The organism is Peribacillus sp. NPDC097224 (assembly GCF_044761985.1).
GTDB lineage: Bacteria > Bacillota > Bacilli > Bacillales > DSM-1321 > Peribacillus.
In genome coordinates this window covers 204,604-230,999 of record NZ_JBIWDK010000001.1, presented here as the reverse complement: position 1 = coordinate 230,999, position 26,396 = coordinate 204,604, and the positions used below count along the sequence as shown (strand labels likewise).

General features: G+C 40.6%; 30 protein-coding genes. 6 read left to right on the top strand and 24 right to left on the bottom strand.

What is annotated here, in order from left to right; translation table 11 throughout:
- Position 1: 1 nt before the first annotated feature.
- The 19 genes from ACIQXR_RS01210 to ACIQXR_RS01120 form a co-directional block, all read right to left on the bottom strand.
- On the bottom strand, positions 2 to 235 hold the full coding sequence (locus ACIQXR_RS01210) for an exodeoxyribonuclease VII small subunit (protein ID WP_402869405.1): 234 nt from the start codon (positions 233 to 235) through the stop codon (positions 2 to 4).
- Complete coding sequence (xseA, locus tag ACIQXR_RS01205) at positions 232 to 1,584, bottom strand: exodeoxyribonuclease VII large subunit (RefSeq protein WP_402869407.1); 1,353 nt, start codon at positions 1,582 to 1,584, stop codon at positions 232 to 234. The genes ACIQXR_RS01210 and xseA overlap by 4 nt, the downstream gene beginning before the upstream one ends.
- A 149-nt stretch (positions 1,585 to 1,733) precedes the next feature.
- Positions 1,734 to 2,609, bottom strand: a complete 876-nt coding sequence (folD, locus tag ACIQXR_RS01200) for a bifunctional methylenetetrahydrofolate dehydrogenase/methenyltetrahydrofolate cyclohydrolase FolD (RefSeq protein ID WP_402869409.1) — start codon at positions 2,607 to 2,609, stop codon at positions 1,734 to 1,736.
- A gap of 67 nt (positions 2,610 to 2,676) precedes the next feature.
- Positions 2,677 to 3,069 carry a transcription antitermination factor NusB gene (gene nusB / locus ACIQXR_RS01195; RefSeq protein ID WP_402869411.1) on the bottom strand — a complete coding sequence of 131 codons (393 nt, stop codon included), beginning with the start codon at positions 3,067 to 3,069 and terminating at the stop codon, positions 2,677 to 2,679.
- 465 nt (positions 3,070 to 3,534) lie between these two features.
- Entirely contained in the window at positions 3,535 to 3,948 is a 414-nt protein-coding gene (locus ACIQXR_RS01190; protein WP_402869413.1) for an Asp23/Gls24 family envelope stress response protein, read from the bottom strand.
- A 29-nt stretch (positions 3,949 to 3,977) separates the two neighbouring features.
- Positions 3,978 to 5,330, bottom strand: a complete 1,353-nt coding sequence (gene accC, locus ACIQXR_RS01185) for an acetyl-CoA carboxylase biotin carboxylase subunit (RefSeq protein WP_402869415.1) — start codon at positions 5,328 to 5,330, stop codon at positions 3,978 to 3,980.
- Positions 5,331 to 5,344: 14 nt separating this feature from the next.
- Positions 5,345 to 5,839: an acetyl-CoA carboxylase biotin carboxyl carrier protein gene (accB, locus tag ACIQXR_RS01180; protein ID WP_402869417.1), complete on the bottom strand. Its 495-nt coding sequence runs from the start codon at positions 5,837 to 5,839 to the stop codon at positions 5,345 to 5,347.
- Between the two features lie 592 nt (positions 5,840 to 6,431).
- Positions 6,432 to 7,016 carry a SpoIIIAH-like family protein gene (locus ACIQXR_RS01175; protein WP_402869419.1) on the bottom strand — a complete coding sequence of 195 codons (585 nt, stop codon included), beginning with the start codon at positions 7,014 to 7,016 and terminating at the stop codon, positions 6,432 to 6,434.
- 14 nt (positions 7,017 to 7,030) lie between these two features.
- Complete coding sequence (spoIIIAG, locus tag ACIQXR_RS01170; protein WP_402869421.1) at positions 7,031 to 7,702, bottom strand: stage III sporulation protein AG; 672 nt, start codon at positions 7,700 to 7,702, stop codon at positions 7,031 to 7,033.
- A 3-nt stretch (positions 7,703 to 7,705) separates the two neighbouring features.
- Positions 7,706 to 8,320 carry a stage III sporulation protein AF gene (gene spoIIIAF / locus ACIQXR_RS01165; RefSeq protein ID WP_402869423.1) on the bottom strand — a complete coding sequence of 205 codons (615 nt, stop codon included), beginning with the start codon at positions 8,318 to 8,320 and terminating at the stop codon, positions 7,706 to 7,708.
- Between the two features lie 16 nt (positions 8,321 to 8,336).
- On the bottom strand, positions 8,337 to 9,584 hold the full coding sequence (gene spoIIIAE / locus ACIQXR_RS01160; protein WP_402869427.1) for a stage III sporulation protein AE: 1,248 nt from the start codon (positions 9,582 to 9,584) through the stop codon (positions 8,337 to 8,339).
- 34 nt (positions 9,585 to 9,618) lie between these two features.
- A complete protein-coding gene (gene spoIIIAD / locus ACIQXR_RS01155) occupies positions 9,619 to 9,999 on the bottom strand; it encodes a stage III sporulation protein AD (protein WP_402869884.1) in 381 nt (126 codons plus the stop codon).
- A gap of 23 nt (positions 10,000 to 10,022) precedes the next feature.
- Positions 10,023 to 10,226, bottom strand: coding sequence for a stage III sporulation protein AC (gene spoIIIAC / locus ACIQXR_RS01150; protein WP_034308319.1), 204 nt, complete (start codon positions 10,224 to 10,226; stop codon positions 10,023 to 10,025).
- Between the two features lie 22 nt (positions 10,227 to 10,248).
- Positions 10,249 to 10,764, bottom strand: coding sequence for a stage III sporulation protein SpoIIIAB (gene spoIIIAB / locus ACIQXR_RS01145; protein ID WP_403079326.1), 516 nt, complete (start codon positions 10,762 to 10,764; stop codon positions 10,249 to 10,251).
- Entirely contained in the window at positions 10,757 to 11,689 is a 933-nt protein-coding gene (gene spoIIIAA / locus ACIQXR_RS01140) for a stage III sporulation protein AA (protein WP_402869432.1), read from the bottom strand. The genes spoIIIAB and spoIIIAA overlap by 8 nt, the downstream gene beginning before the upstream one ends.
- 168 nt (positions 11,690 to 11,857) lie before the next feature.
- The gene (efp, locus tag ACIQXR_RS01135; protein WP_402869434.1) at positions 11,858 to 12,415 is read right to left on the bottom strand and encodes an elongation factor P; all 558 of its coding nucleotides are present in this window, start codon (positions 12,413 to 12,415) and stop codon (positions 11,858 to 11,860) included.
- 26 nt (positions 12,416 to 12,441) lie between these two features.
- Complete coding sequence (locus tag ACIQXR_RS01130; RefSeq protein WP_402869436.1) at positions 12,442 to 13,503, bottom strand: M24 family metallopeptidase; 1,062 nt, start codon at positions 13,501 to 13,503, stop codon at positions 12,442 to 12,444.
- Positions 13,500 to 13,949, bottom strand: coding sequence for a type II 3-dehydroquinate dehydratase (gene aroQ, locus ACIQXR_RS01125; RefSeq protein ID WP_402869438.1), 450 nt, complete (start codon positions 13,947 to 13,949; stop codon positions 13,500 to 13,502). The genes ACIQXR_RS01130 and aroQ overlap by 4 nt, the downstream gene beginning before the upstream one ends.
- 93 nt (positions 13,950 to 14,042) lie before the next feature.
- Positions 14,043 to 14,555, bottom strand: coding sequence for a YqhR family membrane protein (locus ACIQXR_RS01120; protein WP_403079324.1), 513 nt, complete (start codon positions 14,553 to 14,555; stop codon positions 14,043 to 14,045).
- A 347-nt stretch (positions 14,556 to 14,902) separates the two neighbouring features.
- Here ACIQXR_RS01120 and ACIQXR_RS01115 point away from each other — a divergent pair, with 347 nt between their 5' ends.
- Complete coding sequence (locus ACIQXR_RS01115; protein WP_402986208.1) at positions 14,903 to 15,856, top strand: DUF1385 domain-containing protein; 954 nt, start codon at positions 14,903 to 14,905, stop codon at positions 15,854 to 15,856.
- 130 nt (positions 15,857 to 15,986) lie between these two features.
- Positions 15,987 to 16,361, top strand: a complete 375-nt coding sequence (locus ACIQXR_RS01110; protein ID WP_402869444.1) for an SA1362 family protein — start codon at positions 15,987 to 15,989, stop codon at positions 16,359 to 16,361.
- Between the two features lie 19 nt (positions 16,362 to 16,380).
- On the opposite strand, the gene ACIQXR_RS01105 is transcribed toward ACIQXR_RS01110, so the two are convergent.
- Together ACIQXR_RS01105 and splB are read right to left on the bottom strand one after the other, a co-directional pair.
- Positions 16,381 to 17,262 (bottom strand): patatin-like phospholipase family protein, encoded by an 882-nt coding sequence (locus ACIQXR_RS01105; RefSeq protein ID WP_402869446.1) that lies wholly within the window; start codon positions 17,260 to 17,262, stop codon positions 16,381 to 16,383.
- Between the two features lie 79 nt (positions 17,263 to 17,341).
- On the bottom strand, positions 17,342 to 18,367 hold the full coding sequence (gene splB, locus ACIQXR_RS01100) for a spore photoproduct lyase (RefSeq protein ID WP_403079322.1): 1,026 nt from the start codon (positions 18,365 to 18,367) through the stop codon (positions 17,342 to 17,344).
- Positions 18,368 to 18,507: 140 nt separating this feature from the next.
- Between splB and ACIQXR_RS01095 the strand changes: the two genes are divergently transcribed.
- Complete coding sequence (locus tag ACIQXR_RS01095; protein WP_403079320.1) at positions 18,508 to 18,690, top strand: hypothetical protein; 183 nt, start codon at positions 18,508 to 18,510, stop codon at positions 18,688 to 18,690.
- A 29-nt stretch (positions 18,691 to 18,719) separates the two neighbouring features.
- Here ACIQXR_RS01095 and ACIQXR_RS01090 read toward each other — a convergent pair whose 3' ends face one another.
- Positions 18,720 to 19,964 carry an MFS transporter gene (locus tag ACIQXR_RS01090; protein WP_403079318.1) on the bottom strand — a complete coding sequence of 415 codons (1,245 nt, stop codon included), beginning with the start codon at positions 19,962 to 19,964 and terminating at the stop codon, positions 18,720 to 18,722.
- 327 nt (positions 19,965 to 20,291) lie between these two features.
- On the opposite strand from ACIQXR_RS01090, the gene ACIQXR_RS01085 reads away from it, so the two are divergent.
- Positions 20,292 to 21,134, top strand: coding sequence for a sialate O-acetylesterase (locus tag ACIQXR_RS01085; protein WP_403079316.1), 843 nt, complete (start codon positions 20,292 to 20,294; stop codon positions 21,132 to 21,134).
- Positions 21,131 to 21,670 (top strand): PadR family transcriptional regulator, encoded by a 540-nt coding sequence (locus ACIQXR_RS01080; RefSeq protein WP_403079467.1) that lies wholly within the window; start codon positions 21,131 to 21,133, stop codon positions 21,668 to 21,670. The genes ACIQXR_RS01085 and ACIQXR_RS01080 overlap by 4 nt, the downstream gene beginning before the upstream one ends.
- 202 nt (positions 21,671 to 21,872) lie before the next feature.
- Here the strand turns inward: ACIQXR_RS01080 and ACIQXR_RS01075 are convergent, their stop codons facing one another.
- A complete protein-coding gene (locus ACIQXR_RS01075; RefSeq protein ID WP_402869454.1) occupies positions 21,873 to 24,443 on the bottom strand; it encodes a vitamin B12-dependent ribonucleotide reductase in 2,571 nt (856 codons plus the stop codon).
- Positions 24,444 to 24,830: 387 nt separating this feature from the next.
- The gene (locus tag ACIQXR_RS01070) at positions 24,831 to 25,667 is read right to left on the bottom strand and encodes a lipoate--protein ligase family protein (protein ID WP_403079315.1); all 837 of its coding nucleotides are present in this window, start codon (positions 25,665 to 25,667) and stop codon (positions 24,831 to 24,833) included.
- Between the two features lie 196 nt (positions 25,668 to 25,863).
- Here ACIQXR_RS01070 and ACIQXR_RS01065 point away from each other — a divergent pair, with 196 nt between their 5' ends.
- Entirely contained in the window at positions 25,864 to 26,247 is a 384-nt protein-coding gene (locus ACIQXR_RS01065) for a rhodanese-like domain-containing protein (RefSeq protein ID WP_402869458.1), read from the top strand.
- Positions 26,248 to 26,396 lie beyond the last annotated feature (149 nt).

Below are 26,396 nucleotides of genomic sequence, written 5' to 3'. Positions count from 1 at the left end.
ATTATTCTTCCTCCTGAACCGCAAAGTTTTCCAGTTCTCCATCTTCGCGTAAAATTTGCGTTAACTGATCCTCGACAGTTTTCAACTTGGTATGGCATAGTCTGGATAAATCCATTCCTTGTTTATAAATGGAAATGGCTTTTTCCAATGGTACATCTCCTTCTTCCAACTGTTCTACAATTTTCTCGAGGTTCTCCATCGCTTCTTCAAATGTAATATCCTTTTTGTTAGTCATGGCTCAATCCGCTCCTTTATTTCGGTTATCTCACATTCAAGTGTTCCGTCTTTTATCGAAACAGCTATCTTATCTCCAGTGGATACTTGCTGTGTGCTTTTAATTAACGTCTCATCTTCAGTAAAGACTAACCCATAGCCCCGCTCCATGATCTTCAGTGGGCTTAGGGCCGATAGAGTGGCAGTCATTGAAACGAATCGCTGTGATTTTTGACGATAGATGGCTTCCATAGTCTTACGCAGCGCTTTTTCGTACTGCTGCAGGTTTTCCTTTGAAGTCCTGACCAATTGCTCAGGATGCTGTTTATTCAGAACTTCAGTCATCTGATTCAATTCATCCCTTTTCTTCAGGAAATATCGCGTACTGGTTTTCCCTAACCTCTCTGTTGCCCTATCCAACTGTTCAAGTTTTTGTTCGTACATTTTATGAGGGTAACGGAATGCGTAAGACCTTTCAAGCCTACTCAAATGTGTACGATTGGCATTCACTTGCTCCTGGATGGAACGTGTCAAACGATTCTTGCGATTCATCAACCTTTCCAATATTTCATTCAGGTGAGGCACTGCAAGCTCCGCTGCCCCCGTAGGAGTCGGCGCACGCATGTCAGCAACAAAGTCAGCAATCGTGAAATCCGTTTCATGCCCCACTGCTGAGATAATGGGAATATCCGAATCATATATCGACTCAGCTACTATCTCTTCATTGAAGGCCCAAAGTTCCTCGATGGAACCACCGCCCCTCCCAACTATCAGCACATCGGATTCTGCTCTTGCATTGGCCAGTGAAATCGCCTGTGCAATCGATTTAGCAGCATTATTTCCTTGTACAAGAGCTGGATAAACAATGATTTTAGTAATGGGATAACGCCGCTTGATGGTCGTTATAATATCCCTTAAAGCTGCCCCAGTCGGTGATGTAATGACCCCAACCGATTTGGGGTATTGCGGAATCGCTTTCTTATGTTTAGCCAGGAATAATCCTGCTTCTTCCAGTTTTTTCTTTAACTGTTCATATGCAATGTATAGATCCCCCACACCGTCAGGAGCCATGCTTTTCACATAAAGCTGATACTGTCCACTGGCTTCGTATAGGGATATATCTCCCCTTACAAGTACCTTCATCCCATTTTCAGGTGTGAATTTCATCCCTTTGTTGTTAGCCGCAAACATGACAGCCAGCAAACGGGCTTTCTCGTCTTTTAAAGTAAAGTACATATGCCCGCTTGTATGCTGTTTGAAATTGGATATTTCCCCTTTTATGTATGCATTTTGCAAATGCGGATCCACATCGAACTTTCGTTTTATATATTTTGTTAAAGCCGACACACTTAAATATTGTTGGTCGCTCATATAATGTCTCCTTCCGACAGAATCGGATATAAAGGGAACCAGCCTTTACTGCAGACTTATAGTCCCAGTTAATCTTTACATAGAAAAAAGCGGTCTCTTGTTATTATAAAACAAGAGGTCCGCTTCTTTAAAATAATTTGGCATTTTTTTTAACTTTTCATTGTTTGTTTATCCAAGTTAAGTGTTTTCTGAGCAGATTTAACAGTATTCTTCATGAGCATCGTAATCGTCATCGGACCTACGCCTCTAGGTACAGGGGTAATGTAAGAAGCTTTTTCCTTCACTTCTTCAAACGAAACGTCTCCACAAAGCTTACCTTCATCATTTCTGTTCATGCCAACATCAATCACGACGGCACCCTCTTTAATGTGGGCACTGGTGATTGTATCTCTTTTACCGACGGCAACCACGACCACATCAGCTTGTTTAGTAAAGTAAGCAAGGTCACTCGTCTTAGAGTGGCAATATGTAACCGTTGCATCCGCATTCAAAAACAACTGTCCTGATGGTTTCCCTACGATATTGCTTCTTCCGACAATAACGACGTGCTTGCCTTCAAGGTTATAATCGATATGTTCAAGCATGACCATAATTCCATACGGCGTGCACGGCAAGAAAGCATCCTGTCCCGTCATCATCCTGCCAATGTTGATTGGATGGAACCCGTCAACATCCTTCTCAGGTGAAATCGCTTCAATAATCGCTTTTTCCTGAATATGTCCAGGTAACGGCAGCTGCACCAAAATCCCATGAATGCTGTCATCCTGGTTTAATTCATCGATGTTCTGTATTAATTCCTGCTGTGTTAAATCCGCAGGTTTTTGGATTAACACGGAATGCATGCCTAAATCTTCACAAGCTTTTTGCTTATTTCGCACATAGGTTTGTGAAGCCTGATTGTCACCGACTAATATAACGGCCAATCCGGGCACAACATTTTTTTCACGTAATTGTTGGACTTCCTTGCTAATATCCTGCCTTACCGACTCTGCAATTTCTTTACCATTAATGATTTGAGCTGACATGTGTAGTTCCTCCCAAGTTAACTTTCGCTAAAGAAATTGCGGAGACCCATCAGTACCTAAAATAGCTTTAGTTGCCGACTTTTTCTTTGACTTTGGATAAAACGGCATTCACAAAGCTGCTTGATTGGTCATCACCGAATTTCTTAGCAATTTCAATAGCTTCATTCATCGCAACACTTACCGGGACATCATCACAATGGATCATTTCATAAACTGCGATACGCAGTAGATTCCGATCGATATTTGCGAGTCTTTCCAATGTCCAGTTTTCCAAATTATCTCTGATCATTCCATCAATCTGTTCACGCTTTTCCGCTATCCCTGTAACTAATGTTTCGAAATACTCGTCAGTGGGTGCACCGTTCAGCACACTTTCCATAGCTTCTTCCGGTTCTGACTTGGCGATATCTATTTGGTATAGTGCTTGAAGGGATTTTTCACGGGCTACTCTTCTTTTCATAATCTTACTCCTTTGACATCTACTATTATATATGAAAATGCTAGTACAGACGAACAATAATCAACAATTTATCGAAAATATTAAGTTCTTTATCGTAATTTCTATAGATTCATCTATTTTCCGCTAACAAAAACGTCAAAATACTCTCCATGACATGAACCTCTATGCAATTTCTCATGAGGATTCACGTTAAATGGATGTTTCGCCATTTAACTTTTGTACAACGGATCATGTTATATTTTTTCGAAACTGCCAAAAGTCCCTGCTTAGCTTTCATGATCATATTTCATCTTTTACACTCTAACAGAAAACCCACGTAAATTAAAGGGAAACTTCCATACACCGCCTTATTATGTTCGTATAACAGAATATTATGAGAGCGGGATGGATTCATTGAATAAAGACTCAAAACAAAAACCCGACATATAGTCGGGTTTTTGCAGGTTTTAGTTAGAATGATGCCGATTACACTTCTTGCTCGTAATCCGTTTCATTTTTTGCATTTTCGAAAGCTATTCCAACAACATGAATGTTTACTTCTCCCGCGTCGATAGCAGTCATATTTAGTAACGCTTCACGAATATTGTCTTGAACTTCCTGTGCAATTTTCGGAATAGACACACCAAATTTCATCACACAATATAGATCGACTTTGATCGTTTCACCTGTTAAGTCTACTTTAACACCTTTGCCGTGGTTCTTCTTGCCAAGCTTTTCTACTACGCCTGTCGCAAAATTCCCCCGCATATGTGCTACACCTTCCACTTCCGATGCAGCAATACCCGCGATAACTTCTATAACCTCAGGTGCAATCTCAACTTTACCAAGTCCACTATTGTATTCATCCATTTCGAGTAACTTGCCTTCCAATTCACTCATTCTAAAAGCACCTCCTGTCTTCCTTTACATTATGAGTTCATTACATCATAAATTTCAAGGAATTTGGTATTAAATTCTCCAGAAACAAATTGTTCATGCTGAAGTAACTTAATATGGAAAGGAATTGTAGTCTTAATTCCCTCAATGACAAACTCGCCTAAAGCTCGTTTCATTTTCTCGATTGCTTCTTCTCTTGTCGGTGCATGGACAATTAATTTAGCAATCATGGAATCGTAATATGGCGGTATTGTATATCCTGGGTATGCTGCAGAATCCACACGGACGCCATATCCACCTGGTGGTAAATACATCTGGATTTTCCCTGCGGAAGGCATGAAATTCTTTTCAGGATTTTCCGCATTGATCCTGCATTCGATTGACCAACCGTTAAAGGTCACTTCCTCCTGTGAAAGAGAAAGCTTATCGCCAGAAGCGACTTTGATTTGTTCTTTAATCAAGTCTACACCTGTGACCATTTCCGTAACAGGATGTTCCACTTGGATACGTGTATTCATTTCCATGAAATAGTACTTCCTATTCACATAATCATAAATGAATTCCACCGTACCTGCACCGGAATAATTAACGGCAAGAGCAGCTGTAACGGCAGCTTGTCCCATTTCCGCACGTGTCTCCCCATCAAGGGCCGGAGATGGTGTTTCTTCAACAAGCTTTTGTAAACGTCGTTGAACCGAGCAGTCACGCTCTCCTAAATGAATGGCATTCCCGTGGTTATCAGCCATCACCTGAATTTCAACATGACGGAAGTCCTCTATATACTTTTCAATATATACGCCCGGGTTGCCGAAGGCCGTTGCTGCCTCTTGTTGCGTTATATTAATGCCTTTGACGAGCTCTTCTTCCGTTCTCGCAACACGGATCCCTTTACCGCCGCCACCAGCTGTAGCTTTAATGATGACTGGGTAACCCATTTCCTTGGCAAGTGCCACACCTTCATCCGTGTCCTTAATGATTCCTTTTGAACCTGGTACGATAGGAACACCGGCTTTACGCATGGTCTCCCTTGCCACGTCCTTAGTTCCCATTTTATTGATGGCTTCAGGACTTGGTCCTATGAATATAATATTACATTCACGGCATAGCTCCGCAAAGTTAGCATTTTCTGCAAGGAAACCATATCCAGGATGGATGGCATCCGCACCTGTTTTCTTGGCTGTGCTGATAATGTTCGTTGTATTTAAATAACTATCTTTTGATAGTTTAGGACCAATGCAGTAAGCTTCGTCAGCAATTTGTACATGTAGTGCCTCTTTGTCGGCTTCTGAATAAACCGCTACAGTTTCAATACCAAGCTCCTTGCAAGCCCTAATAATCCGGACTGCAATTTCACCGCGATTTGCAATCAATACCTTCTTAATCATTTAGAAACAGCTCCTCATTCAGGCTTTACTAAAAATAATGGTTGACCATATTCTACAAGTTGGCCTTCTTTTACAAGTACTTCTACAATTTCCCCGTTTACTTCCGCTTCAATTTCATTGAAAAGTTTCATAGCTTCCACGATGCAGACAATTTTGTCCGCCGTTACTTTGGAGCCTACTTTCACGTATGCATCAGCATCAGGAGAAGGAGATTGATAGAACGTTCCCACCATTGGGGATGTGATTTTATGTAAGTTTTCTTGCTCATTTATAGGAGTTGCTGGTGTTGCTGCTTCTGGCGCTTTAGCTACTGGCTGGGCTGCTGGTGTAGGTGTGACTTCAACAGCCGCTTTAGCTTGTACGACTTCTTGAGCAGGTGCTGGATAAGCTACTGTACCCGCTTCCGTTTTCTTCAGCAAAATTTTGGTTCCTTCATTTTCATAAACAAATTCACCGATGTTAGATTGATCGACTAACTTAATAATTTCACGAATTTCTTGGACCTTCATTTTAGGCACCCCTTGTCTGATTTAATGGAAATTTGAGACAATTCAATATGTATATGTAATTTGCCCATCGTCTTTGGCCTCTGCCGTCTCTAGCACCGGAGCCGTTTCTTTTAAAACACCGAAAGACATTTCACATATCCCTTCTGTAATATAACAGAAGTAAATCCCTCAAAAAATATGTCTAGCAGGAAGTTTTGAATTTTTTAATACCTGCTTCTAATATCATACAATATTAGCTTGTATATATTCAATGATAGATTAGTTGGGACTTGCTATTTACAGTTCTATATTACACTTTTATCTTAAGATTGTGAATTTTTTAAATCTATTTTTAAAATATAATTCGGAATTTCCCCCTATTAAAACGGTAAAAACCATGTAAAACCGCCTTTTTTATTACTTTAAAGGGATTACATTGGATAATGCCGAGGGGAGGTATTTTTATTTTTTTGTCTCCTTTTTTTGGAACCACCAAATCGCGACCATCCATTTTTTTCCGAAAAAAAAGGCCTTTTCTACTAAAGAAAAGAACCAGCATGCATATTTCCTTTTTCGAAAAACTGTTGTGTATCAGTTTCCACTCACTTTAAAATTATTTTTCCGGTTGGAAATTCACGACTACATTTTGTGCATTCTCCACTTCTTTACGTACAAGGCGTATGATGTTATTAGCTTCCGTCTTCGTTTGTTTATCAGCTTTTACACTCACTTTTACATCCGTTCCATCAACCCGGACAAGCGCAGCATTATAATCCATCGCTACAATTAAGTTTTCAATGATATTTTCCTTCACTTTCGTTTCACTTAATTGTTCGATTTTAGCATAAGCTTCATCTCTTTCTTCAGCGGATAGATCGGTATCCCCCATTTTAACCGTTAACTCTTCATTCAATTTCGCACGTTCGTCCTCAATTTGCATTCTTAATGCCTCAAATTCGTCACCGGAAGCAATGGTTACAGAAGAACCATTATCCCCTGTGGAAGTCTCCGTTTCCTTTTTGCTTTCTTCTTTACTGTCTCCTTTGCTTTCCGTTTGACTTTCTGTCTGATTTTTTTGTTCTTCCGTTGCCGGCAAATCTGCTGCATTTTCTTCAGGAGCCGTTAAATAGTAGACCGAGAGCACCACTACTAGACTTAACATCGTCAATAACCAAACCGTTTGTTTTTTCAATAACATGTTCGTTTTCCCCCTTATTTTTTAGGCATGACAGAAACCCGGTGACTTGACACATCAAGCGAGCGTGTTACAGCTTCGACAATCCATTTCTTAATTTGTATATTATCTGCCCCTTTAGCGACAACGAGGACCCCTCGTACGCTTGGCTTTTGGGTTTCGGAAATGATTGGTCCCTCTTTTTCCCCGTTTTTAATCAGGACAAGCTGTTCATCTACCGAGGTGTCTTCGACGGTTCTTTTTCCGCCTTCCTGGTCGGTTTCTTGAGTCACTTGTTTTTGAGTGGTTTTATTTCTTTCATAGACTTTTTTCTCGGATGCATCCACATAGATTACGACTTTTACATCCTCCACACCTACAATGGATTCCAGGGCTTCCTTCATTTCGTTCGCCAGGTATACTTCATAATCTTTTGTCGACTTGAAGTCGGTCTGGTTTTTCTGACCGAATGTTTCCACATCCTCTTCTTCCTGCTTATTATTACTGAATACCGCTTTATCGCCCGTTATCTTCCCGGCTTGGTTCGTGGTGGTCAATAGATTCCCGGCCATCATGATTCCCACACCCAAAAGGACAACAATTAAGGCATAGATATACATCGAAGGTTTTTTATCTTGCGGATCTTTTTGGTCCGGATCTTTGTTCAATAGTTTGTTTAGCCAGGATAATGGACCCTTATCTTTATTCATATCTCAGTCACTCCTCTCCCCGGCGATTTCAATGATTTCTTCATCGACAGACCAACTTGCTGCCAGAAACTTCTTGACGGCTTCGAGGTTCAACATAGTAGGTGTGGTCTTTTCCCGGGTGCTGATGTCCACCTTAGCCACCGTCTCTATCGCGGAGGATGAGTCTCTTTTTTCCGCCTCCTCCAATGAAATATTGATATGCTGTAGTTCTTCTAAGCTCGGACTTTCTTCATTCGTGACTCCGACTTCAATCGAACTGATCTTCACTTGGTACTCCTCCACCAACTCCTCTTCCACTTCTGTCTGTAGGTCAACAGCCATTTGTTCTAAAATATATGCACCTTGGGTAGCTTGTATTTCTTTTTTCTTCATTTCTGTTAAATTTCCTAAATCTTTTTTATTTGGGTTTTCAAATTCACTTGTCACAGTGGAAAGAATTTTATCAAAATCCGTATGAAATAGTCCCAAAATTGGAGTAAGAATTATCGCGATCAATAATAGTCCGATGACCATTTTTGCATATTTTTGCAGTGCTGAACTGGGAAGCAGCATATCGATCACGGTTGCCAGCAATACAAATACGATAATATTTGTTATCCAACCAGCTAAAAAGCTCACTCACACTTCATCCTTCCTAGCGGACCATCAGCGTTATATTCCCGGCTGCGATAATTACGGTGATGCATAAAAAGAACATGAGAGATACGATGGCCAGCGCTGCAAAAATATAAATCATACTCTTACTGATAATGTCGAGACAATTGATGACGGGTCCTCCTCCAAGTGGTTGCAAAAGACTGGCAGCCAACTTATAGACAAAAGCGATCATTAAGATCTTTATGGCCGGGAAAGCAATGATGAGCAGAAGGATGACGACACCTGCCAAGCCCACCGTATTTTTAAGAAGGACTGATGCACTAATGACTGTATCCGTCGCATCAGTGAACATACGCCCTATCACCGGAATGAAATTACCGGTAATGAATTTTGCCGTCCTGATCGTCACTCCATCGGCAACGGCGGATGAGGCACCCTGGACGGAAATCACACCGAGAAATATCGTCATGAAGGCACCCAGAATCCCGATAGCAAAATTACGAAGCAATTGCGCGAGTTGGGTCACTTTGTAATGTTCAGACAATGTGCTGACAATACTTAAAATGGCAGCGAAGAATAAGAGAGGCAGGACGACATATTGGATCAAGATCCCACTGGTATTCATCAGGAACATTAAGATTGGATGAAAGAATGCAGCGGATACAAGACCACCTGAAGCCGCTATTAAAGCTAATAACAAAGGTAGGAGCGCCATTAGAAAGGAAATCATTAGATCAATCGTATCTTTTGTATATTCAATGGCCACATGGAAACTATTCAGTGCCAATATGATCAATACCATATAAACGATCGCATAGGCCACCTTACTCACTGAGCTCTGTTCAAAAGCATTCTGTAGTGCTTGCAGAAACATGCTGAACACGGTCAAAAGAATAAGCGATCCCAGTAATTTACCGTTTACAAGGAGTTCATGAAAGACGAATTTCATTATGCCTTTAAACCATTGTTCGAATGAAAATTTCTTCTCACCGCTCACAAAATCCATAAAACTACCCTTTTGGCTTTCCGGTAAGAAACCGCCATATTCCGTTACGATGTCATCCCAATATTGCTTGAGCTCGTCAACGCCTAATCTTTCAATTTGGGCTTGTACCAGTTCTGATTGCATGATTGGTTCCTGGTTATCCCTCCATGTCTGTTCTTCCTCAGATTGCTTAATGGGCTCATTCTTGATTTCACCATTTTCGGCAGCATGTCCAACAGATGTATGCAGGAAAAAGAATAAAACGAATAGGAAGAATAAGAAAGGCATCTGCCGCTTCATACATTCACCTCAATTGACTAGTTGGAATAGTCCATTAACTAGGGAGCATCTGTATTACCGTTTCGATAATGACCGTCAAAATGGGAATGGCCATGGCCAAGATCAAAATCTTCCCGCTCAGTTCTATTTTGGAAGCTAATGACCCTTGACCTGCATCTTTTGTGATTTGAGAAGCAAATTCAGCGATATAAGCAATTCCGATAATTTTCAAGATTGTCTCTAAATAAACTGTATTGACATTCGCATTCACAGCTATCTTTTCAAGCATCAAAATGATTTCGTATATTTTATCCGCCAGAAAGAGAAAGATTGTACAACCTACAAAAACGACTAACAAAAAAGCAAAATTTGGCTTCTGCTCCTTGACTATCAAGGCTAAAAAGGTGGCTACTAGGGCAATTCCGACGATTTTTATGATTTCAATCGCGATTACCCCCTTTACTGGAATAGGAATACGGACTTAATTTTTTGAAATAGATCCTCTACCACGGAAGCTACCATAAACAAAATATAGATAAAGCCAAAAAGTGTCACCCACTGAGCATATTCCTTTTTCCCTACCTGATCGAGAATCGTATGAAGAAACGCCACGACAAGCCCCACACCCGCTATCTTGAATATGATGTCCACATCAATGCCCATGTTTATCCCTCCCGCATATGCCCTACATCAGCAAAATGATTAATAATAATCCTGATAAAAAGCCTAGGCTCTTCATCATCTTTTCATACTTTCCCTGTCGTTCCAGTGCATCGTTCTCTTCCCGTTCCAAGTGTGCCATCGTTAGCATGATTTGTTTTTGCTGATGATATTTATCACTTCTCCCGAGGGTTTCACCGAACTGAGATAGGATTTCAAACTCCCCTTGCTTTAAAGCAAGGGACTGCCATATCTTTTTCAAGCTAGCGTCCCAAGCCTCTTTTACAGTGGTTTCGCCTGATTCAAGTCGATTGGCAAACGTATGGAAAAAGTGGGAAAGTGGTTTTGGCATTTGCTTGGAGAGCTTCTGGGCTGCTTCTTTCAAAGGGGTCTGCCCATACATGATTTCAGCTTCAAGCGATTGCATGGCGACTTTCAGTTGACGTAACTGGCGGGGGCGCATACTCAATTTCTTGGCGGCTTCAAAGCCCGCCCATGTTGTGGCTAAAATAATGATGGCCGCTCCAATCATCTTAAACATGAGGACTCACGGCTCCACCTAAGAATAATTGGCCACCCGCCGCATCGAACACCCTATAACTCCGGTCTCCTGTCTTACTTCTTTGTAATTCAATAAAGCGTTCAAAAATATTCTGTCTTAAGATTTCCGATACAAAAGGACGTTTTTTCACTTCCTCCAGTGTATGGCCATGCGTAGTGATGATCAGTTTAATTCCTGCATTTACGGCTTCGAGTACCGCTTGTGTATCCTCTGCCCGTCCAATTTCATCCACAACCAATACATCCGGGGACATAGAACGAATCATCATCATCATCCCTTCCGCTTTGGGGCAGCCATCAAGGACATCCACCCTTGGGCCGAATTCAAGTTGAGGAACTCCATGAACACAACCAGCTATTTCCGATCGTTCATCCACAATCCCCACTTTTTGAGGAGGGATGCCCTTCCGATCGATTCCACTCGAGATCATTCTGGCAATATCACGCAAAATGGTCGTTTTCCCTGACTGGGGGGCACCGATTAAAAGGGTATGCTGCCATTCCCCATTATATAAATAAGCCGTGAGTGGTTCAGCTGCCCCTATCTTTTCACGTGCTACCCGAATATTAAAGGAAGAGATATCCCTTATCGCCTTGACCATCCCATTTTCCAGTATGACCTTGCCCGCTAGTCCTACACGATGTCCCCCGGCAATGGTGATATAACCGCGCTTTAATTCTTCTTCTAGCGTATATAGCGAAAATTGGCCTATAGAATTCAGTAATTGCTCTGCATCACTCGGGGTCACTTCATAAGGGAAAAAGAAAGGATTTCCCCCTACTATCACTTCTAACGGCCTGCCGACTCGAATCCTCAGCTCTTCTATTTTTTCTATCATCATCGGGGTCATCCCTTGGAGATGTGCGCATAGTTTTTTCGGTAGAAAAGAAAGTACCATTTCCATTTAGGCAATCCTCCTGTATACACCACTTTCAATAAAATGTATGCCGGGAATCATATAATGATGACAAGCTAATCAAAGAAGCATCGCCTGAATTCATCTTTGTGACTAAAAAAACATAAAAAAAAGCCCGGGATGATTAATCCCGGACTTCTTATGACTTAGGTTAACTTAGGCACGTGATACGTATGAACCTTCGTTTGTGTTAATCAATAATTTGTCGCCTTGGTTGATGAAGAATGGCACTTGAACGGAAAGGCCCGTTTCAAGTACAGCAGTTTTTGTTCCACCTGAAGATGTATCGCCTTTAATGCCTGGCTCTGTTTCAGCAACTTCAAGTTCAACTGTATTAGGAAGCTCGACGCCTAGTGTTTCCGCTTGGAAAGTCAAGATATGTACTTCCATGTTTTCCTTTAAGAATTTCAATTCGCGTTCGATACTTGATGCTGGAAGTTCGATTTGGTCGTATGTTTCGTTATCCATGAATACATGGCTGTCTCCACTTGCATAAAGATACTGCATTTTGCGGTTCTCGATATGTGCTTTCGCCACTTTTTCACCGGCGCGGAAAGTTTTTTCTTGGATGGAACCTGTACGAAGATTACGTAATTTAGAACGTACAAATGCCGCTCCCTTACCTGGTTTAACGTGTTGGAATTCAATAACCTGCCAAATTCCATTATCTACTTCAATGGTTACACCTGTGCGAAAATCGTTTACTGAAATCATAAATTTGTCCTCCTACATGTACATGTTTACAGAATGATTAACTCTTTTGATGAATGAGTAAGTGCTTCGTTACCACTTAATGTAACGATTGTATCATCTTCAATGCGTACTCCGCCAATTCCCGGTAGGTAAATCCCCGGTTCAACGGTAACTGCCATGCCTGGTTCTAAAATGATATCAGACCTTACGGATAATGCGGGACCTTCATGGACTTCAAGACCAATTCCATGTCCCGTCGAGTGTCCAAAGTATTGTCCAAACCCTTTTTCTTCAATTAAATTGCGAGTTAGTGCATCCGCTTCCCTACCCGTCATCCCAGGTTTAATCCCAGCCATGCCGCGTAATTGAGCTTCTAAAACAATGTCATAAATATTAATAAGTTCTTCACTTGGCTTACCGACTGCTAATGTGCGGGTGATATCCGATACATATCCATTATAGTACGCACCATAATCCAATGTGATGAAGTCACCTTTTTCGATAGTCTTATCCGTTGCAACACCATGTGGAAGAGCAGATCGAACACCTGATGCGACAATGATATCGAAAGAAGATGAAGTTGCGCCTTGTTTCCTCATGAAGAATTCAAGTTCATTGGACACATCCAGCTCAGTGACGCCTGGACGAATAAAATCAAGAATATGTGTAAAGGCAGCATCAGCGATAGCAGCCGCTTCCTTTAATATCTTAATCTCTGAAGAAGTCTTTATCAAGCGTAAATTCTCAATTACTCCCGACAACGGCAAAAGTTGAGCTTTGATAGCCTTTTCATAAGCCTTATATGTGGCAAATGTCATATGGTCTTGTTCAAAGCCCAATTTGGTAATTTTCATCTCTTCAACTTGTTTCCCGACTTCTTCAAGGAGTGTTCCTTTATGTTGAACGATTTCAAAACCCCTAGCCTGGGTCCCGGCCTGTTCTACATATCGGAAGTCCGTGATGAACTTAGCCTCTTTCTGTGAAACCAGCACGACACCGGTACTTCCCGTGAAGTTAGTCATAAACCGGCGGTTATATGTACTTGTAATTAATAACCCATCAACGTTCACTTTTTCCATTGATTCGCGCAACCGTTCCAGTTTATTCATTTAATTATCCCCCTTGCAATTTTCGTAATGGCCTGTAATGCCAATTCATACCCATGTATTCCCAATCCGACAATCTGTCCAGCTGATACCGGGGCAGTAACCGATTCGTGACGGAAACTCTCACGGGCATGTATATTCGAAATATGCACCTCAATAACCGGAACATCAATACCGGCAATCGCATCACGAATCGCATAGCTGTAATGCGTGAATGCTCCTGGATTAATGATGACCCCATCGAATCCATGATCTTCTGACCAATGTAGTTTATCGATGATCGCACCTTCATGATTAGATTGAAAACAGCTCAAGTCCACATCTAACCCTTCTGCTTGCTCATTCAATTGGGCTTCCACATCTTCTAGGGTAGAGGAGCCATAATGAACCGGTTCCCGTTTACCTAATCGATTAAGGTTCGGACCATTAATTAATAAAATTTTTATCATCTTTCCAACACCTGCTCATGGTTAAATAATGCTTTCCATGAATATTCTATCATAATTACAAATTGTCTTACTACTTTTTTACAAACGGCCCGATCAGCTTCCCGATTGATTTTCAGCGATTTCTTTTTGACGCAGATATTCCTGATGGTCATAGGATATAGAATATCCTACAAAAAGACCGTATAAAATAAAAATGCAAACACTGGTTATGACGGAATTAGATGACATCTTCGAAACAGCGGGCAAATCTGAAAACATTGGCTTGAAAACAAAAACCAGTAATGCCCAGCAAATCACACCATAAATCAGACCAGCAAAAATGCTTTTAATTTTTTTTAAAAGCCCATAATATATGAAAGCAACACCAATGGAGAGGATTCCGAACACTAGCAAAGTCATCATCGTTCCCTGCCAACGGTCAATCCAGGACATATCCGACCAGGAAGTTAAGATGAATTTCGGACTAAACTCCATAAACTTAAAATAATGTGCCGCCACTCCGGCTAAACTAGCAAAGATTCCCCCAAAAATACCAATGGCAAATACATTGGCAAGCAACAAACTTTTATTCTCTTGCTGATGATTACCTGTTTCATTTGTAGACACCTTAAACACCTCCGATATATAGTATGTCCTTTCTTAAATAGGAATATTTTCTTTTTTGGGCCTTCGAGGGTAGATTTACTAGAGGTTTTTGTTATTATTCTGTATGATTAACTCATAAATAATGTACTTTTCTCAAAGGATAATATCCATTCAATGTTGAAGTTTATATGTATAAGAATGTTTCTTCCTGAGATGGTTCATTTATGTTCGTGTTTAGGAATAAGTTCCCCGCTCATCATCAATTGATTGATGAAAGGTCGATTTATAAAAACCTGAACATATTTTAGGCTATACATGTTAGCATCCATGAGAGAGCTACGTGAAAAACTATTTAGGTTGGTGTAGAAATGTCTGAGGTTCAAAAACCCGTTTATGGAGGGCAGGCTGTCGTGGAAGGCGTCATGTTTGGCGGCAAGCATCACACAGTCACCGCTGTCCGTCGCAAGGATTCAACGATCGTGTATTACCATTTACCACGAGAATCAAAGCCTGTGATGAATCGGCTAAAAAAAATCCCATTTGTACGGGGAATCGTTGCCCTTATACAATCAAGTGCAAATGGCTCTAAACATCTTAATTTTTCCACAGAACAGTATGAAGAGGAAGCTGAAGGAACCAAAGTAGAAAAGAAAAAAGAAGTCAAGGAGTCTTCAAGGTTTAGTGTATGGTTAAGTGTGGCTGTTATCGGTGTTCTATCATTCCTATTCGGGAAATTGCTGTTCACCCTCGTTCCCGTTTTCCTTGCAGAATTGACAAGACCCATATTCTCTAGTCACCTGGCACAGATCCTAGTGGAAAGCTTATTTAAATTGATACTACTGCTCGTATATATTTACGTAGTATCCATGACCCCATTAATCAAGCGCGTGTTCCAATATCATGGGGCAGAGCATAAAGTGATTAATTGCTTTGAAAGTGGCAAAGAATTGAATGTGGCCAATGTCCAGGCAAGTTCAAGGCTTCATTACCGTTGCGGCAGTAGCTTTATTCTATTTACTGTCATTGTCGGCATGTTTGTGTACCTTCTCGTCCCGACCGATCCTCTTTGGCTCCGTGTCGTGGATCGCGTTTTACTTATCCCTGTCGTCCTAGGCATAGCTTTTGAGGTATTGCAGTTGACGAATAAAGTGAGAGATATTCCTGTTCTTCGTTACCTTGGATATCCTGGTCTTTGGCTTCAATTGTTAACCACAAAATCCCCTTCAGACGATCAGGTCGAGGTTGCACTCGCTTCCTTCAATGAGCTCTTAAAGATGGAAAAAAGTACGGAGGAAGGTTTAGACTCGGATGTTATTGTGTAAAACACTTATAACTGACTTTCGGAATAATATGATAAGTATTACTCCCTCTTTACTTTTTGGGAATATTTTGAATGGATAATGTTTAAAATAAGCTAAAAATGCTTATGATGCTCTTAAGGAGGTGTCTTTGTTGAAACGTTTCATATCTATTTTGATATACGGAATCATCGCCCTCGGAGTCTTCGGACTGATAAGCAGAATGGTTACTGACCCAATCGGACTCCTAAAGAATATTCTGATTATTGCCGCGGTCGCTGGGATTATTTATATGATCTACACCGGATTAACAAAGAGTAAGCCAGTGAAAAAAGAGCAACAGGCATTTCGTAAGGCTGCACGTCAGTCGAAAAAGCGGCTAAAGAGCAAAACTTCGAAAAAGGATAATGTGGCTAGCTTTTCGGCAGCGAAAACGTCCAAGAAAGGTTTAGCACGTAAGAAAACGGAGAGTCACTTGACGGTCATTGAAGGAAAAAAAAATAAAAAGAAAAATCGGGCCTCATTTTAGGAGCCCGATTTTTTTCTTTTTAATAGGTCCATCGTTTTAAAAACTCCCTTGTGTAAATTCGTCCACGTTCTATTAATTCCCCCTTCATCTCATCATTCATATTGAAATCCATCGCGGAAATCCCCTTCATAGGAATAAAAACGATGTTGTTAACATGTTTTTTGGATATATAACGTGCATCGTGAGCATCCTTCATCGTTTTGAACAGGGCCGAGAATAACTCCACTGCGTTTCCTACCTCATGTGGCTTCCATATTTCATCCGCACTCAATCGCAAACCGATGACGGGCCGTTCCTTTCGTACATGTTCAGAATTGAATAACCACATGGGGAAGTTGCTCAATACTCCTCCATCAACGAATAGAGCCGTACTTTTCCCTACGTTCAGCTTGACTGGTTCAAAAAAATAGGGAATGCTGCAACTCATCCTTACCGCTTTAGCCACTGAAAAAGTATGAGGGTCAATCCCATAGTTCTTCAAATCATCAGGTAGGACGACCAACTTCCCATTTGTGATATCCGAAGCGATTATGCGAAGAGATTGAGGGGGAAGATCTTTGAAGGTAACCACATTTCTGATAGCCAGTTTTTGAGCTACCCATTTTTCTAATGCCTCCCCCTTGTATAATCCCAATTTCCAATAAACTAAAAGCCATTTTGCAAAAGGAATCGGTATAAGACCGTGTCTCCTATCCAATAAACCAGATAGGTTTATATCAATAAAGAGTTTCTCCATTTCTTCCCCTGTATACCCAGCTGCTATGAAGGCAGCTATAATAGAACCCGCACTTGTTCCTGCAGTTCTATGAAATGTAAATCCACGTTCCTCCAACTCTTGGAATCCACCCAATAATCCATAGCCTTTTATCCCGCCTCCGGAAAATACGCCGTCAATAATCATAGCTGCCCTCCCCACCCGGTCTATTCATTTTTAAGCAGGAGCAGGGCTTATTATGACTGTTTTGGCGAAACTTTTCTCTTTAAGTAAAGTACTGAACTACAGCTTTCGGAAAAAATTCCTCTATATACTCTCTTATTGTCGTTTCCAACTCTTTTGCTTCTTCATTTTGATAAACGTATTTACCGATTCCATAACGGCCCCATTTATATTTCCGTTTGGTTTCATCCAGTTCCAACTTTGTTTTGGGATAATTTTTTTGAATCACTCTTTTAGCAGGCCCCGTAAAGCGATGTTGTATTAATTCAAACGTTAAATCCGGTATGTCGACTCCTTTTAAGCCCTCGCTCAATCGTTGGAAGAGTTCATAATACCCTCCCTGCCAATCTTCATGCCTATAAATGGGCGCGACGATGAATCCTAATGGGTAGCCCGCACCCGCCACTTTTCGTGCTGCCTCTATCCTCTCGTCAAAGCTTGAGGTACCAGGTTCAAAATTCTTGATCACATACCTTGAATTGATGCTGAACCTGAATCTTGTCTTACCATTATGCTTTGCATCCAAGAGATGATCGACATGATGAAATTTGGTTACAAACCGAAGCACACCATATTCACTTTTGCCAAAGTATTCGATAGCCCGTTTTAATGAATGTGTCAAATGGTCAATGCCGACGATGTCAGATGTACAAGCGGCCTCGAAACGGGTAATTTCTGGTTTTCTTTCGTTCATGTAGTTTTCTGCAGCCTCAAAAATCTCATTCAGATTAACATAGGTCCTTATATATGGTTTGGTACCAAGCGTTGTCTGTAAATAGCAATAATGACAGTGCCCCATACAGCCTGTGGCCAAAGGAATGGCATACTCGGCCGAAGGTTTAGAGGTATCGAATTTCAATGTCTTTCTGATACCTACAACCAGTGTGGATTTAGCTACACGATACTTTTGAAGATCATTATCTCCGGGTAAGTCCCGAATTTGATTATGAGAGGTCGTTTCACGGATTTCGATACCCATGTCCTCAAACTTCTTTTTCAGTTCTCTTCCTAAGGGGTATTCAAGGGCCCGTGGTTCGATATAAACAAGCTGTGGGATAAAGGGTTTCATATCCATCTCCATTCATTGACCGATCCGGTCATAGTTTTAGTTAAACTAGACAACCTATATATAAGGATAGCTTTTGCCACTTCTAAAATCCTCATGATGGTTTTTATTCTGTAAATAATGGAAAGGAGATGAGATGCAATATGTCAAAGAAGCAAAATGCATTCCGAAAAGTAACCGAAAATAAAGAAATGACTGTCACAGTTAATGAAAATCCAACTTCACAGCGTATCCCTGGAGACTCTGTCGACAAGTACTCCATTTTAAGAAGTGCAAATCTTGAGCTGGCCCAAAAAGAAATCGGCCAACAAATGGAAAACAACTGACAGATACAACAAAGAGAAAGCCGATTCCTTTAGGATTCGGCTTTCTTGTCGTCCGGTTTCAATGTTTTTTTATTAATGATTTTAAAGACGAGGAATAGCAAGATGAGACCAATCACGGCGGAAATAATATAACTCATGTTTAAATGATTTTTCATTAACACAGACATGAGCGGTGGTCCTGCCGCGACACCGATAAACCTGGCCGCGCTATAAAAAGACGAGATGGTTCCTCGTTGTTCCTTTTCGATATTCTCAGTGATGAGCGCATCCAATGTTGGAAGTAGCGCCCCAATGGCAATCCCCAATATACTCACTAGAATGAGCATGATCACGAGTTTGTCCTTTGTATATCCTACAAATGCCACGCTTGCCGACATCAGTATTAAACTGACCAAAATGATCTTTCTCATCAAAGGAATGCTTCCTTTGATTTTCCTTCCCGCTATATAAGAGGAGATACACAGGAATAATAAAGGGATAGCCAATATAAAGCCTTTTTTCACTCCTTTTAGATGATGCAATTTCTCCAGATTATCCGATAAGAAAAATAGCACCGCAAAAAGAATGAGCATGACGAAAACACCCAATATGAAGACTACGGACAGCCATTTTCCTTCTTTCTTAAAGGTAGCCTTCGTTTTTTTTAAGAATTCCTTGAACTTAAGAGGCTCATCTTCATTTTTTGGAACCTTGATGCAAAAGAATACGAAAATGATTGAGATCAGGCTAAAAAAGGAAATGGAAAAGAACGGAAGGAACCAAAGGACAGCTGCAAACAAAGATCCTAAAATCGGACTTAAAACTTTGCCGAACGTATTTGACGTTTCGATGATGCCAAGCGTCGAGCTGGTCTTTTCATCGTCATCCTTATAAAGGTCCCCCACTAACGGAAGAATAATCGGTGACGCCCCAGATGCTCCAATCCCTTGAAGGATCCGCCCAATGATTATCCAGGTATATGGACTGTCCATTTTCCAGGATGCGAACCCTGCAATCAATCCTCCAATTAAAGCTAATATTAGACTTGGTAGTATGACTTTTTTTCTTCCTATGCGATCAGATAAGTAACCCGCCACGGGGATAAGAAAGATGGACGCGACCGAATAACTGGTGATTATCATACTCGATTGAAATGAAGTGATATTCACTTTCTCTTCAAAAACCGGTAGTACGGGTATAAGCATTGAATTCCCCAGGGTCATAACGAGAGGAATCGAAGCCATGCTTACAATACACCACACGCTAACCTTACTATTACCTTTCTGGTTTTCCATTCAAGCACCTCATTAATGTTGATAATGAATAGTCTAACCATAAAACTGAAAATACTTCATAAAGACGTTTTCCAAAAAAAGGGTTAGGACGTGCTAATAGGGAATAACACAAAAAGTCGTCGAGGAAAGCTCCTTAGCTTACCTCAACGACTTTTTGTAGCTTTTTAATAAGTTTAAGTATGACATATAAAGTAATCAGCATGATGGGATTCTATATTTTTCGTTAGTAAAAGTTCCTTGTAGACAAACAAATTGACGATAGTCTAATTAGACTATATAATGATGAAAGTCTAATTAGACTATATTATACAAAGGCGTGAAAATTAAATGACAAAATCTTTTTTAATGTTAGGTCAATCAAATATGGCAGGACGTGGATTCTTGCATGAAGTAGATCCTATCTATAATGAAAAAATAAAAATGCTACGCAATGGTCAATGGCAAATGATGGCCGAACCGATTAATTACGATCGTCCTGTTGCTGGTGTAAGTCTCGCAGCATCTTTTGCAGAGGAATGGTCGAAAGTCAATCCTGATGATGAAATTGGCTTAATTCCTTGTGCGGAAGGCGGCAGTTCTTTAAATGATTGGCATCCAGAAGGTACCCTTTTTAAACATGCTTTATCTGAAGCTCGATTTGCGCTTGAGTCTAGTGAAATCTGCGGTATTCTTTGGCACCAAGGCGAAAGTGATAGCAACCATGCTCTTCATGAAACATATTATGAGAAATTGGTCCTGATTATTGATACTTTAAGAAAAGAATTAGAACTTGAAGATGTCCCTTTAATCATTGGTGGACTTGGTGACTTTTTAGGGAAAATAGGTTTTGGAAAATACGCAACAGAGTCTCAACAAGTTAATGAACAGTTACTCCGATTTGCTCATACTCAGCAAAACTGTTACTTTGTAACGGCAGAAGGCTTAACAGCCAATCCGGACGGTATTCATTTGGACGCTGTTTCGCAACGAAAATTTGGTTATCGCTACTACGAGGCATTTTCGAAAAAGTGCGATGTCCTAACACCTCTTTCGAATGAAGAACAATCATTAAAAACCAATACTGACTATTCAAAAACAGAACAAATTTATATTTATAGTATGAATATGGCTTTAAGCAAAATCACATACGCTGAATTTGAAGCAAAAATGATGAAGGTGATGCAATCATAATCCCCTTGCTTATACTTGGCCTGCTGATCCAAAATCCTGGAGCGCATGGCTACGAACTACTAACTTTAATGGAAAAACGACATTATAAGTATATCGTTAACTTTACGAAGGGTTCATTTTATTACAACTTACAACAACTTGAGGAAAAAGGCTTGATTGAACAAGTTCATCAAACAATTTCAAGCAATGGGCGCGAAATCCATCGTTTTATTATCACAAATTCAGGAATGGAAGAATTCGAAAAATTAATGGTGAAGTTTGGAAATAAATCCGAATATGTCAACTTAAAATGCTATGTGGCGTTACTCTTCGCAGATGATTTCGATAAATATAAATTATTAAAATTAATTCAAGCACAAATTGACCAGACTGAAGCTCGAATTGCTCTCCTCGATGATTATCTAGCCATCACAAAAGAATTTCCTGGTAAAATCGATTATTTTCGCCGCATGAACGAAAATTCTCGTTCTCATCATCAAGTGAACTTAAAATGGTTTAAAGAATTGAAAGAAGAAATAGAAGAGCCCAATGCATAAATATAATATCCCCTATCAATATTACTTAGTAAAATTGATAGGGGATATTTATTTAAGGAATCCATAAAAAGGTTTTCAATAATAGAACATTCCTCTACTTGAAATCACACTGAAATCCTCTAGACATTAAAAAACAGCCCTTTGGACTATCTTAATCCAAAGGGCTGTTTTTTTATGAACGATACATCTTTTCATTACTGGTTTAAAGCCCGCACTTCAATTGGGCACCACAATTCGTACAAGTATTGCATCCGCCCATTTCCTGGACTTCACCCTTACGGCAAACTGGACACGTGTTACCCACTTCCGAACCTATCGTTACATTAGTCGAACGCAGTTCATTGATGGTATCAACCAGAACGACTTTTTTCTTTTCTTCCACATCTGTTAAGCCATCCATTTCAAGCTGCTGTTCCATTTGGTTTTCTTCAGCTTTTAATGTAAGAACCTGGCTGTCACGGCTTCCATCTACATAAACCGTTCCACCTTTTGCGCCGCCTTTATATAAGCGCTCGTACACTTTTTGGACCTGCTCGACGGTATACCCTTTTGGGGCGTTAACCGTTTTACTGATTGAGCTATCAATCCAACGTTGAATGATGCATTGAACATCCGCATGGGCTTCAGGAGCCAATTCCATCGCCGAAATAAACCATTCAGGAAGGTTATCAGGATCGGCTTCAGGATGACGATCCAAGTATTCCTGAACGATGTCCGCTTTGACTTCAATGAATTTCCCTAAACGTCCGCTACGGAAATATGTGAACGAGAAGTATGGTTCAAGACCTGTCGAAACGCCGACCATCGTACCTGTGCTGCCCGTAGGAGCCACGGTCAATAAATGGGAGTTCCGGATACCGTGCTCGGCAATGCTTGTACGAATATCCTCAGGCATCTTCTTCATGAATCCAGTATTCGTGAAGCGCGTTCTAAGCTCATTCGTTTCTTCATCCGACGTTCCCTTCAGGAACGGGAAGCTGCCTTTTTCTTTTGCAAGTTCAACCGAAGCCCTGTAAGCAGACGTAGCAATCGTTTCAAACACTTTGTCCACCAGGATTTTTCCTTCTTCTGATCCATACTCGGTTTCACAATAAATTAGCAAATCATGCAGTCCCATGACACCTAATCCAACCCGTCTCTCGCCGAGTGCTTGTTTTTTGTTTTCCTCTAGGAAATAAGGGGTTGCATCAATGACGTTATCTTGCATCCGCACGCCCACTTCAACTGTTTTCTTAAGTTTTTCGAAGTTAACGGTCTTATTATCTTTATCCGCCATCTCAGCTAAATTGACCGCTGCCAGGTTACACACTGAAAATGGAGCCAATGGCTGTTCACCACATGGATTCGTAGCAACGACTTGCTGTCCATAAGCTTTTGCATTCGTCATCTCATTGGCATTATCAATAAAGAATATTCCCGGTTCTGCTGAGTACGTCGCACAAATGTTAATCAGGTTCCAAAGCTCCTTAGCACGGATCTTACGGTAAACCCGGACTTTATGGCCCATTTTTTCCCACTCGCGTACGTCTCCTACATTGTGCCACTCATCATTATAAATGGCCATTTCTTCCGCGTCGTAGCTTTCGACATCAGGGAAGCGCAACTCATACTCCGTATCTTTTTCGACGGCTTCCATGAACTCTTTGGTTAAGCAGATTGAGATATTGGCACCAGTCAAAAAGTCCGGATTGTGGACGCTATACGTTCCGCCTACGCGAACTTTTTCTTCAGCATCCCTAATGATTTTTTCACTGAATCCACCTAGACCCGGAATCTCTTTATAATTAATGATTCCTTGGTACATCGCCGTTTCTTGTTCGGTATGCGGTGTGAACTTCAATTTATCCGATGCATATTTCTTTATGGTTTCATCTTTTGTGTTCTCCATTAGGTAACGAAGAATCCTCGGATTTTGCATTTTTGAAATAATGAATTCCGCAATGTCTGGATGCCAATCAGTAAGCATGATCATTTGGGCACCGCGTCTACTTCCACCCTGTTCAACCAAATGAGTCAATTTCGCTATATCATCAAGCCATGAAACAGAACCTGAAGACTTGCCATTGACCCCTTTCGCAAGGGTGTTTCTTGGACGGAGAGTAGAGCCATTCGTACCGACTCCACCACCACGGCTCATGATCTCCATGACTTGCTTTCTATGCTCAGAAATCCCTTCGCGTGAATCTGGTACAAATGGCATGACATAACAATTAAAGTACGTTACATCCGTGTTAGAACCAGCGCCATATAATACCCGGCCGGCCGGCACGAAATTAAGGTCCTTTAATTCTTCATAAAATTTATTGAACCATTCCGTTCTTTTTTCTTCAGTCGTTTCCACTGAAGCCAAACCAGTTGCATTACGCTTGGCAATTTGCTCGTAATATATTTCAAGCGGCTTTTCGATGATATCAAGCGGCCGATTAATGATTCCTGTTTCCACTTCTTCCGGATTATCCAGCACTCCGCGGAACTCTTCATCCACTAAAACCTTTGCCTTTTTCGATTCCCAATCTATTTCGACGATATGGCCAAGACCACGTGCAGGAAATTTCGGATCTTCTTTAATTGTCAATACTACAAAATCGCCAGCAGAGAGTGTGATTTTTTCAGTATCCTTAAAAGAATAACGGTCAAGCATAACTAGACGGGACACGCCCTTATGCATCATTTTCATATCAGCCGTTACAGGATGAACTTGGGGAAATAAAGATATATCTTTATTCAACCTTTCTAGATCAACCTTTAAAGCTTCTTTAATTACAACCGACATAATTCCCTCTCCTTTACATGTTTCAGATCCGTTCTTGTTGCAAAAATCAATATGTAACCTACATGTCCGTTTCGCTTAACAAGTTACACTAAATTTATCATAGCGAAACACAAAATTCAACATGTAGTGTTTAAGTATTTATTTTAACCACTATATATTGTGTTGTGGTTGATTGTCTTTTAATTTTGTCAAACGGTGAATCAATTAATTGAGTTAGTAAAAGGGAGGAAAATGTCGATTTATAATAAAAATTAGACAGATTTCAATGAATTTGAACATTGCATTTTGCCCGCCTCTTTCAAAGCACTGACGTTACAAGGAATACATGCTTGTTCACACAAATCTGAAAAAACTTATTTATTCCCGACTCTCGCTTCCCCTCTTTTTCTACCTCAAAAAATTCCAGTCATCACTTTCATATTTATTTTTGGCGATGTCCTTCACTTCCTGTAATTGCTTTTCACTCAGCACATATGGTTTCAAATCAATCGACAGACCCTCAGAAAAACCGTTTTCAAAGGCTACCTTCGCCTCGGAAATAGTTATTTTTCTACCAGCAATGTCATTGATGGCCACTGCTTTGTTTCTCAGATTGTTTTTTATCTTCTCTTTTACTTTATCATCGGAGAACTTGAATACACTAAATAGCTTCTCCTCATCAAGTTCAAGCAGGATGGCTCCATGCTGAAGGATAACACCTTTTTGTCTCGTTTGTGCGCTGCCCGCAACTTTCCTTCCCTCAACCACCAGTTCATACCAGCTTGGCGCATCAAAGCAAACTGAGGACTTTGGAGATTTCAGCATCTCTTTATCCTGTTCAGTTTCAGGCACAGAGAAATAGGCATCCAGTCCGAGGTTTCTGAACCCCTTCAATATTCCTTCAGAAATCACCCGATATGCTTCGGTCACTGTATTCGGCATTCCCGGATAAGACTCTGGGACAATGACGCTATAGGTGAGTTCATGTTCATGCAAAACAGCCCGACCGCCTGTAGGCCTACGGACAAAACCTAAGCCTTGCCTTTCAACTTCCGCCAAATCGATTTCGGTCTCAGCCCTTTGAAAATACCCGATGGATAATGTAGCCGGGTTCCACCCGTAAAACCGGATCATGGGAGGGATTTCCCCATTACTCTGCCAATTCAAAAGTGCTTCGTCCATTGCCATATTATAAGCAGGTGAACAATTGCCTGAATCAATGAATCCCCATTTTTCTTTCGTCACGATTACCCCTCTTTTCACGTAGGCTTATTAAACCCTCTAAAAAAACTCACAAGTAGTAGTTTACCAGAGTTTAGCAACGTAAAAAAGAAAGTAAGCTATTCCACCAAATATTTATAAAATTTTTTTGATTATTGGAGAAACCAATTATATAATAGACATTGTCTGTATTCGTTTAGGTAGAAGGGAGTTTTTATGGTTGGATATCTTATATACACTGATTATCATCATAGTAGCCATCGTTGCATATTCACTATTTAATTGGTTCCGTCAACGTAAAATCGTTAAAACCTTAACACAGGAAGAATTTATCGCTAATTACAGAAAAGTTCAATTAATTGACGTACGGGAACCTAATGATTTTGATAATGGACATATCTTAGGGGCAAGAAATATCCCTATGACACAAATGAAGACCCGCTTAGTGGAGATTAGGCAGGACAAGCCTGTATACTTGTATGCTCAAAGTGAAATCATTAGCGGAAGAGCGGCAGCCATGCTATATAAAAAAGGCTACAGGGAACTTTTTCACTTAAAAGGCGGTTTCAAAATGTGGACAGGGAAGATCAAGGCGAAGAAATAAGGCCAATTGCCCAAACCTTACATCTTATCCGTTTTTGAAACATATCATACTGTTCAATAGGGAACTCATGCTTAACAGGCCAAGCATGTTATTTCCCGAGATACATATGAATTTCACCAACTAAAAAACCCCCGCCATCTGGCAGGGGT

What these genes read in the sequence shown, in the direction of transcription:
- spoIIIAE (WP_402869427.1), bottom strand. Translation starts at nt 9,584, where the DNA reads ATGAAGCGGCAGATGCCTTTCTTATTCTTCCTATTCGTTTTATTCTTT.
- ACIQXR_RS01095 (WP_403079320.1), top strand. Translation starts at nt 18,508, where the DNA reads ATGTCAAAGAAGCAAAATGCATTCCGAAAAGTAACCGAAAATAAAGAA.
- ACIQXR_RS01175 (WP_402869419.1), bottom strand. Translation starts at nt 7,016, where the DNA reads ATGTTATTGAAAAAACAAACGGTTTGGTTATTGACGATGTTAAGTCTA.
- ACIQXR_RS01085 (WP_403079316.1), top strand. Translation starts at nt 20,292, where the DNA reads ATGACAAAATCTTTTTTAATGTTAGGTCAATCAAATATGGCAGGACGT.
- efp (WP_402869434.1), bottom strand. Translation starts at nt 12,415, where the DNA reads ATGATTTCAGTAAACGATTTTCGCACAGGTGTAACCATTGAAGTAGAT.
- splB (WP_403079322.1), bottom strand. Translation starts at nt 18,367, where the DNA reads ATGAAACCCTTTATCCCACAGCTTGTTTATATCGAACCACGGGCCCTT.
- folD (WP_402869409.1), bottom strand. Translation starts at nt 2,609, where the DNA reads ATGTCAGCTCAAATCATTAATGGTAAAGAAATTGCAGAGTCGGTAAGG.
- ACIQXR_RS01090 (WP_403079318.1), bottom strand. Translation starts at nt 19,964, where the DNA reads ATGGAAAACCAGAAAGGTAATAGTAAGGTTAGCGTGTGGTGTATTGTA.
- ACIQXR_RS01130 (WP_402869436.1), bottom strand. Translation starts at nt 13,503, where the DNA reads ATGAATAAACTGGAACGGTTGCGCGAATCAATGGAAAAAGTGAACGTT.
- spoIIIAB (WP_403079326.1), bottom strand. Translation starts at nt 10,764, where the DNA reads ATGTTTAAGATGATTGGAGCGGCCATCATTATTTTAGCCACAACATGG.
- spoIIIAG (WP_402869421.1), bottom strand. Translation starts at nt 7,702, where the DNA reads ATGAATAAAGATAAGGGTCCATTATCCTGGCTAAACAAACTATTGAAC.
- accC (WP_402869415.1), bottom strand. Translation starts at nt 5,330, where the DNA reads ATGATTAAGAAGGTATTGATTGCAAATCGCGGTGAAATTGCAGTCCGG.
- xseA (WP_402869407.1), bottom strand. Translation starts at nt 1,584, where the DNA reads ATGAGCGACCAACAATATTTAAGTGTGTCGGCTTTAACAAAATATATA.
- spoIIIAA (WP_402869432.1), bottom strand. Translation starts at nt 11,689, where the DNA reads ATGGAAATGGTACTTTCTTTTCTACCGAAAAAACTATGCGCACATCTC.
- ACIQXR_RS01190 (WP_402869413.1), bottom strand. Translation starts at nt 3,948, where the DNA reads ATGAGTGAATTGGAAGGCAAGTTACTCGAAATGGATGAATACAATAGT.
- ACIQXR_RS01210 (WP_402869405.1), bottom strand. Translation starts at nt 235, where the DNA reads ATGACTAACAAAAAGGATATTACATTTGAAGAAGCGATGGAGAACCTC.
- accB (WP_402869417.1), bottom strand. Translation starts at nt 5,839, where the DNA reads ATGAAGGTCCAAGAAATTCGTGAAATTATTAAGTTAGTCGATCAATCT.
- ACIQXR_RS01115 (WP_402986208.1), top strand. Translation starts at nt 14,903, where the DNA reads ATGTCTGAGGTTCAAAAACCCGTTTATGGAGGGCAGGCTGTCGTGGAA.
- spoIIIAC (WP_034308319.1), bottom strand. Translation starts at nt 10,226, where the DNA reads ATGGGCATTGATGTGGACATCATATTCAAGATAGCGGGTGTGGGGCTT.
- nusB (WP_402869411.1), bottom strand. Translation starts at nt 3,069, where the DNA reads ATGAAAAGAAGAGTAGCCCGTGAAAAATCCCTTCAAGCACTATACCAA.
- ACIQXR_RS01075 (WP_402869454.1), bottom strand. Translation starts at nt 24,443, where the DNA reads ATGTCGGTTGTAATTAAAGAAGCTTTAAAGGTTGATCTAGAAAGGTTG.
- ACIQXR_RS01105 (WP_402869446.1), bottom strand. Translation starts at nt 17,262, where the DNA reads ATGATTATTGACGGCGTATTTTCCGGAGGCGGGATAAAAGGCTATGGA.
- aroQ (WP_402869438.1), bottom strand. Translation starts at nt 13,949, where the DNA reads ATGATAAAAATTTTATTAATTAATGGTCCGAACCTTAATCGATTAGGT.